The organism is Trueperella sp., from assembly GCF_043424875.1.
GTDB lineage: Bacteria > Actinomycetota > Actinomycetes > Actinomycetales > Actinomycetaceae > Trueperella.
On the sequence record NZ_JBHWPL010000095.1, the window covers coordinates 1 to 7280 of the forward strand.

A 7280-nucleotide genomic window follows, 5' to 3' on the forward strand; every position below is an offset into this window, starting at 1 on the left:
CAGGCCTGGGCCTCTCCATCCCCTACTTCGAGTTCCTGCAGCTGCAGTTGGCCACCATCCCATTCTTCGCCATCATGATTCCGATCTCCGGTTGGCTGGCAGATGGTTCGCCTCCAAACGGAGTTCGAGGAGGCGCCGCCCTCCACTGACGACCTGCTCGCCCTTGCCGACGCCATCCGGGAGGCATCCCGCCGCGATGTGCCGCCACCGACGCCGGCCCAGCGCGAGATCCGTGGATTACTGACCAAGGATGTCGTTGTAGAACTCCATCGTCTTGACCGCGATCGTCTCCCAGGAGAAGTGATCCTCGGCGCGCTTGCGCCCGGCCACGCCCATCTCCTTGGCGCGCTCCGGATCTGCGACCATCTCCGCCAGCGCCTCACCGAGATCCTTTTCGAACTTGTCGGGGTCGAGCGGGGTTCCCGTGCCGTCCTGCTTCTGCTCAATCGGTACGAGCGTGCCGGTCACGCCGTGATCGATGACGTCCGGAATCCCTCCGGTTGCGGTGCCGACGACGGGCAGTCCGACGGCCATGGCCTCAAGGTTGACGATTCCAAGCGGCTCGTACACGGACGGGGTCACGAACGTCGTCGAGCACGCTTCAAGCGCCACGATCTTCTCGTGCGGCAGGTGCTCGTCAATCCACACCACGCCGTCTCGATCCTTCTGCAGATCTTCGACGAGTTTGCGAGTCTCTTCGAGGATCTCCTTCGTGTCCGGCGCACCCGCGCACAAGATCACCTGAACGTCCTCCGGGACGTACTGCAACGCGCGAAGCAATCCAGGCACGCCCTTTTGCCGCGTGATGCGACCGACGAAGATGATGGTCGGCTTGTCGGGGTCGAGGTCGTAGGAGCGGAAGTACTCCCGGGCGGTCTCCCACTCTTCGTCCGTCTCCGGCGCCTTCCACTCGTCCAGGTCAATGCCGTTGTGGATGACTCGAACCTTGTCCGGATCCACGTTCGGGTAGGAGCGCAGGATGTCATCGCGCATGCCGTTGGAGACGGCCACAATGCCGTCGGCTGCCTCATAAGCAGTCTTCTCAATCCACGACGAGACGGCGTAGCCGCCACCGAGCTGCTCGCGCTTCCACGGGCGAAGCGGCTCGAGAGAATGAGCCGAAATCACGTGGGGAGTTTCGTGGAGCAACTTGGAAATGTGGCCGGCCATATTGGCGTACCACGTGTGCGAGTGAATGATGTCGGCGTCGCCGGTCTTATCTGCGATGAGAAGATCGACCCCGAGCGTCTTGATCGTCGCGTTCGCATCTTTGAGCTCATCGACCTCGTCGTAGCCGTGGATCGTGATGTCCCCTGACGCTCCCTCACGTTCCCCGTCGAAGGCATGAACATGAACCTCGGCGTGTGCCTTGAGCACCTTGGCAAGTTCGGTGACGTGAACACCTGCACCGCCGTAGACGTGTGGCGGGAATTCGCGAGTGAGTAGATCGACTCTCATTAGTCTTCCTTTCTAGATAAAGACGACGCTGTGGAAACGTTCTCTACCTAGCCTATCTTGGGCGATGGTCAATTTTGTGAATTGCGCCAAATTTGGCTCCTGACCTACTAGAGTGAGCCCTATGAGATCAAAACCACGTGTACTTGCCATTGTCCTTGCGGGAGGCGAAGGAAAGCGCCTCATGCCCCTTACCCAGGATCGTGCCAAGCCGGCCGTTCCGTTCGGAGGCACTTACCGCCTGATCGATTTCGTGCTGTCGAACATCGTCAACTCGGGCTATCTGAAGACGGTCGTTTTGACCCAGTACAAGTCGCATTCCCTCGACCGTCACATCGCGAAGACGTGGCGCATGTCCTCGCTCCTGGGCAACTACATCGCGCCCGTGCCCGCGCAGCAGCGAGTGTCGAAGGATTGGTTCTCTGGTTCGGCTGACGCCGTCTTCCAGTCGCTCAACATTCTCGACGACGAACGCCCCGATATCGTCCTAATCACCGGCGCGGACAACATCTACCGCATGGACTTCTCGCAGATGGTCGAACAGCACATCGAAGAGGGTGTGGGCATGACCATCTCGGGCATCCGTCAGCCGATCGAGATGTCTACGTCATTCGGCGTGATCGATACCGATCCGAATAACCAGAAGAAGGTTCGCGAGTTCCTCGAGAAGCCGGAACAGGTTGATGGCCTGCCGGATTCGCCGAACGAGATCCTCGCGTCGATGGGCAACTACGTGGTCACGGCCGACGCGCTGTACGAAGCACTTCACGAGGATGCCGAGAACCCGGATTCGAATCACGACATGGGCGGTGACATGGTGCCGAAGTTCGTTGAGAACAACGACTGCGGCGTGTACGACTTCACCTTTAACGACGTCCCCGGCGCCACAGATCGCGATCGCAACTACTGGCGCGACGTCGGAACGATCGACATGTTCCACGAGGCCAACATGGACCTCATCTCCGTCAACCCGATCTTCAACCTGTACAACGACAAGTGGCCGCTCTACACGGGCTACACGGGCCTTCCCCCAGCGAAGTTCGTGTACGGCCACCGCGAGCGTCTTGGCCACGCACTCGATTCGATCATCTCCCCCGGCGTCATCATTTCGGGCGGCGAGGTTATCGGCTCGGTGCTCTCGCCTCACGTGCGTGTTAACTCGTGGTCCTCGGTGCGCGATTCCGTCATCTTCGACGGCGTCCAGGTCGGCCGCAACGCCACCGTCGTCGGCGCAATCCTTGACAAGTACGTCACGGTTGAAGAAGGCGCACAGGTGGGCATCGATCATGAGCACGACCGGGCGCGTGGCTTCCACGTCTCGGAGTCGGGCATCGTCGTCGTTCCCAAGGGAGCAACAGTTCGGATGCACTGACCTACTGAAAATACAGGTCTACTGTGAACAGGGCCGGCGAAACTGCCGGCCCTTTTCATGCCACCACGATCTGTGAGCGCACGTATGTTCGCCCACCGTGACACGGTCTTGCATTGTTCGGGCGGAGGATTAGGCTTGAACTATGAATGTCCGATTTTCCATGGTCTCGAGCCGGCCGATCCCGAGCGCGCTGATCCACCACATCAGGCAAACGATCACCGATGTCGAGGCGCATCCTGACGAGCGCGAGGTTCGTTCCGTCGGGTTGAATGCGATCACGTGGTTCTTTGAGCTCTCCGACAATCGCATTGGCCCCTATTCGGATTCGCTGGAGAAGTTCAAGGGCGAGATGCGCGGGCCGGCGATGGCCCTTGCGATCGACTCCGCGTTTATCACCGGCCCGATGGCCGAGAACGGCCCGGCCGCCGTCGTCACGGACGTGGACTCAACATTTATCACCACCGAGGTCATCGAGATGCTCGCGGCGCACGCGGGGCGCGAGGACGAGGTTCGCCAGGTCACGGAAACCGCCATGCGCGGGGAGCTCGACTTCGCGGTGTCACTCGAACAGCGCGTGGCGACGCTCGAGGGCGTTCCAAGCTCAGTGTTCGACGACGTCTTCGCAGACATCCGCCTCACCGAGGGCGCGCAGCGCCTCGTCGACGCCGTCCACGCCCGCAACGGCAAGTTTGGCCTCGTCTCTGGCGGGTTTAGCGAGGTTGTGGGGCCACTCGCCGAGCGAAGTGGCATCGACACCTACGTGGCCAACGGACTAGAGGTCGAGGGCGATTCGCTGACGGGCCGAACCTACGGGGACATCATCGACGCCGAGGCGAAGGTGTCGAACATTATTCGTTGGCAAGATGAGTGGCAGATTCCCCCGGAGATGATTCTGTGCGCCGGCGATGGCGCGAACGATCTTCCGATGATGGATCATGTCGGCCTCGGCGTGTCCTTCATGGGCAAGCCGATTGTTCTTGAGAATGCCGATTGCGCTATTAACTTTCCTCGATTGGACGCGATCGCCGCCCTTGTCGGGTGGGATATCGATGGCTAAACCCGCTCCCGAATGCCCGATTCGCTTCGGCGAGCCGTGCACGCTGTGTCAGCTATACGTGACCGGCCCCGAAGACTGCCAGACGGTCAAGCTCGTCATGGACGATCCTGAACTGCGCACCGAGTGGCAGCGCCGGCGAGCAGAATACAACAAGAAGAAGCGCGCCGAGCGGCTTAGCGCCAGTACCGACAAGTCTTAGGGAAGCTCAGGCGCCGATACCTTAGGCGCCGAGTTCTCAGGGGCCAGATTATCAAGGCCGGGGCGCGGTCACGAAGTGGTGGAGCGACATGCCGCCAACCGGAAGGTCGGCCCACTCGCCGTCGAACTGGAAGACCGCCGCGCCGGACGTCGGGAAGCCGCGGTCGAACTCGGCTTCGCCGGCTCGATCCCAAAGTTGGAAGGCGACGGCCGACATGGTCGGCTCGTGGCCAACAACCATGACGATGTCTCCCTCGGCTTCGCCGCGAAGGATGTCAATGACCTCGTCCCCGCCGGCCGAATACAGCCGCGGTTCAACCGATACGTCACTGACGTCGAGGCCTCCGGACGTCAATGCATCGAGTGTCTGGCGGGTGCGGTTCGCGTCAGATACGAACAGCGTGTCGATCGTACCGACGACGCGCGAGAGTTCTCCCCCGACGTGTCCGGCCTGCCGTCGTCCGCGCTCATTAAGCGGGCGTGCATGGTCGGGTGAGCCGTTAGCTGCCTTGGCGTGGCGCATGATCACAAGTGTTTTCATGCCACCACCCTATCTAAGCGAGCGAGATCAAGTCGATATAGTCCTCCGACCACAAATCCTCATCGCCATCTGGCAGGAGCAACACGCGATCGGGATCGAGAGCCGTCACGGCGCCCTCATCGTGGGTCACCAGGACCACCGCTCCCTCGTATGTGCGAAGCGCATCGAGGATCTTCTCGCGTGAGGCAGGGTCCAAGTTGTTCGTCGGCTCGTCGAGGAGTAGCACGTTCGCCGCCGATGCGACGATCGTTGCCAGCGCGAGCCGGGTCTTCTCGCCGCCGGAGAGCACGGAGGCCGGCTTATCGGCGTCGTCGCCGGAAAAGAGGAAGGAACCGAGGACATTGCGCACGTCGGTGTCGTCGAATTCGTCGGGCGCAGCGCGGCGCATGTTCTCATACACGGTGCTCGTCTGGTCGATGAATTCGTGCTCCTGAGCGTAGTAGCCGATCTTCAGACCGTGGCCGGGCTGAATCTCCCCGCTGTCCGGCTGCTCGACTCCCGAGAGCAGGCGCAGCAGCGTCGTCTTTCCGGCGCCGTTCAGGCCGAGGATCACCACGCGTGAGCCACGATCAATCGCGAGGTCGACACCCGCGAACACTTCGAGCGAGCCGTACGATTTGGTCAGCCCCTCTGCCATGAGTGGTGTCTTGCCGCACGGCGCGGGATCGGGGAACCGCAGGTTAGCCACCTTCTCCTGCGCTCGCTCGTCCTCGAGATCCGCGAGCATTCGCTCGGCTCGCTTATCCATGTTTTGAGCGGCCACAGCCTTTGTTGCCTTGTACCGCATCTTGTCGGCCTGTGCGCGGAGGGCGGCGGCCTTCTTTTCGGCGTTCTGGCGCTCTCGGCGACGACGACGTTCGTCCGCCTCGCGTTGCTTGACGTAGTGGTCCCAGCCCATCGAGTACACGTCGAGGGTCGATCGATTCGCATCGAGGTACCACACCGTATTGACCGTCTCGCGGAGCAATTCCACGGCGTGCGAGACGATGACGTAGCCGCCCGGATACGTCTTGAGCCAGTCGCGCAGCCACATGATCGAATCGTGATCGAGGTGGTTTGTGGGCTCGTCGAGCAGGAGCGTCTCGGCGCCGGAGAACAGGACGCGAGCCAGCTCGACCCGGCGTCGCTGACCTCCCGAGAGTGTCTCCAGCGGCTGCTCCAATACTCGATCCGGAAGTCCGAGCGCTGCCGTGATGCGCGCGGCCTCCGAGTTGGCCGCCCACCCGCCGGCCGCGGTGAACTCGGCGTCCAGACGCGCGTAGCGTTCAATGGCCTTTTGCTGGCGCGGCCCGTCAAAGGTGGACATCTCGCGCTCCGCGCGCTTGATGCGCCTAAGCATCGATTCGATTCCGCGGGCGGAGAGGATGCGCTCCCTGGCGATCTGGCTCGTGTCGCCCACGCGCGTGTCCTGAGGAAGATACCCGATGGTGCCACGGCGATGTATTGTGCCCTGACGCTCAACGACGTCGGAATTGGCGCTCTCGCCCGCAAGCAACCGCAGCAACGTCGTCTTGCCCGCTCCGTTTCGCCCCACAAGTCCGATGCGCTTGCCCCGATCAACATTGACGTTGACATCGTGTAGGAGGACCCTCTGGCCAATGCGCATGTGGAGGTCTTGAGCTTGAATCACGCAGACCAGTGTAATGCCCGAGAGCGCGGGAACCACCTTCGCGCGAAAGCATCACAATTCGCATCTGTAAGCGATACAATTTCGTGACGGCGGCAACGCCGACGACTCGAAAGGGCGTAGCTCATGACCTTTAATGAAAATGCTCGGCTCAACACCGGTGGAACTAGGCGCGGCGGGCGCGGCGCAGCCATTGGTGGCGGCCTTGGCGGTTTTGGACTCATCGGTGCCATTTTGTACTTCATGATCACCGGTCAGGTTCCAGATTTGGGTACGGCCATTGAAGCTCCCGCCAACGAGCCTCCCGGCCAAAGTCTCGAAGAGCAGTGCCGGACCGGCGCGGATGCGAACGAGAACGTCGAGTGCCGCATGGTGGCCGGAAAGAATTCGCTGGACGCCTACTGGTCTGATCAGGTCTCCGAGGAGATGGGGATTAGTTACACTCCCCCGACTCTGACACTCTTTAGCGGTTCGGTTCAGACGGCGTGCGGAACCGGCTCCTCGCAGATGGGACCCTTCTACTGCCCGGGCGATCAGGGAATCTACATTGACGTGTCCTTCTTCGAGCAGCTCGACAACATGGGCGCTGAGAACGAGGCTCTCGCCCAGCTCTACATTCTCGCCCACGAATACGGCCACCACATGCAGCTGCTGACGGGCGACCTGAACAGGGTGGATCACCGCTCCTCGGGCGAGGATTCCTCGATGGTTCGCTCGGAGCTCCAGGCAGACTGCCTAGCCGGCGCGTGGATTCACAACGCGGCATACACGACCGATGAAGCGGGCACGACGTTCATGGTTCCGCCCACCCAGGCCGAGCTTGAGGACGCCCTGCTCGCCGCGCAGGCCGTGGGTGACGACAAGATCATGGAAAACGCCGGCATGCAGGCCAATCCTGACAACTTCTCACACGGTTCTGCCGACAAGCGCATGGAATGGCTCACCAACGGCATCAACGGTGGCACCTACGGCACCTGCGATACGTGGTCGATCGACCAGCCGTAAATATCTGAACGGACGAAGGTGGCGG

7 protein-coding genes and 1 pseudogene are annotated in these 7280 nt (G+C 61.5%); 5 read left to right on the plus strand and 3 right to left on the minus strand.

The features are described from left to right. Positions 1–78: 78 nt before the first annotated feature. A pseudogene (locus ACHFFR_RS08240) lies at positions 79–234 on the plus strand (DUF3499 family protein); the annotation flags it as partial. Between the two features lie 3 nt (positions 235–237). Here ACHFFR_RS08240 and glgA read toward each other — a convergent pair. Further along, positions 238–1458 (minus strand): glycogen synthase, encoded by a 1221-nt coding sequence (gene glgA, locus ACHFFR_RS08245; RefSeq protein ID WP_394263790.1) that lies wholly within the window; start codon positions 1456–1458, stop codon positions 238–240. Between the two features lie 121 nt (positions 1459–1579). Here glgA and ACHFFR_RS08250 point away from each other — a divergent pair, with 121 nt between their 5' ends. From ACHFFR_RS08250 to ACHFFR_RS08260, 3 genes are all read left to right on the plus strand, one after another. Then, positions 1580–2827 (plus strand): glucose-1-phosphate adenylyltransferase, encoded by a 1248-nt coding sequence (locus ACHFFR_RS08250; protein ID WP_394263791.1) that lies wholly within the window; start codon positions 1580–1582, stop codon positions 2825–2827. A 142-nt stretch (positions 2828–2969) separates the two neighbouring features. Beyond that, complete coding sequence (gene serB, locus ACHFFR_RS08255) at positions 2970–3884, plus strand: phosphoserine phosphatase SerB (protein ID WP_394263792.1); 915 nt, start codon at positions 2970–2972, stop codon at positions 3882–3884. Continuing rightward, the gene (locus tag ACHFFR_RS08260; RefSeq protein WP_394263793.1) at positions 3877–4083 is read left to right on the plus strand and encodes a DUF6767 domain-containing protein; all 207 of its coding nucleotides are present in this window, start codon (positions 3877–3879) and stop codon (positions 4081–4083) included. The genes serB and ACHFFR_RS08260 overlap by 8 nt, the downstream gene beginning before the upstream one ends. Positions 4084–4134: 51 nt before the next feature. Here ACHFFR_RS08260 and ACHFFR_RS08265 read toward each other — a convergent pair whose 3' ends face one another. Next, positions 4135–4623, minus strand: a complete 489-nt coding sequence (locus tag ACHFFR_RS08265) for a SixA phosphatase family protein (protein WP_394263794.1) — start codon at positions 4621–4623, stop codon at positions 4135–4137. Positions 4624–4636: 13 nt separating this feature from the next. After that, positions 4637–6253 (minus strand): ABC-F family ATP-binding cassette domain-containing protein, encoded by a 1617-nt coding sequence (locus ACHFFR_RS08270; protein ID WP_394263795.1) that lies wholly within the window; start codon positions 6251–6253, stop codon positions 4637–4639. A gap of 123 nt (positions 6254–6376) precedes the next feature. On the opposite strand from ACHFFR_RS08270, the gene ACHFFR_RS08275 reads away from it, so the two are divergent. After that, positions 6377–7255 carry a neutral zinc metallopeptidase gene (locus ACHFFR_RS08275; RefSeq protein WP_394263796.1) on the plus strand — a complete coding sequence of 293 codons (879 nt, stop codon included), beginning with the start codon at positions 6377–6379 and terminating at the stop codon, positions 7253–7255. Positions 7256–7280 lie beyond the last annotated feature (25 nt).

What these genes read in the sequence shown, in the direction of transcription:
- ACHFFR_RS08265 (WP_394263794.1), bottom strand. Translation starts at nt 4,623, where the DNA reads ATGAAAACACTTGTGATCATGCGCCACGCCAAGGCAGCTAACGGCTCA.
- serB (WP_394263792.1), top strand. Translation starts at nt 2,970, where the DNA reads ATGAATGTCCGATTTTCCATGGTCTCGAGCCGGCCGATCCCGAGCGCG.
- ACHFFR_RS08250 (WP_394263791.1), top strand. Translation starts at nt 1,580, where the DNA reads ATGAGATCAAAACCACGTGTACTTGCCATTGTCCTTGCGGGAGGCGAA.
- ACHFFR_RS08275 (WP_394263796.1), top strand. Translation starts at nt 6,377, where the DNA reads ATGACCTTTAATGAAAATGCTCGGCTCAACACCGGTGGAACTAGGCGC.
- glgA (WP_394263790.1), bottom strand. Translation starts at nt 1,458, where the DNA reads ATGAGAGTCGATCTACTCACTCGCGAATTCCCGCCACACGTCTACGGC.
- ACHFFR_RS08260 (WP_394263793.1), top strand. Translation starts at nt 3,877, where the DNA reads ATGGCTAAACCCGCTCCCGAATGCCCGATTCGCTTCGGCGAGCCGTGC.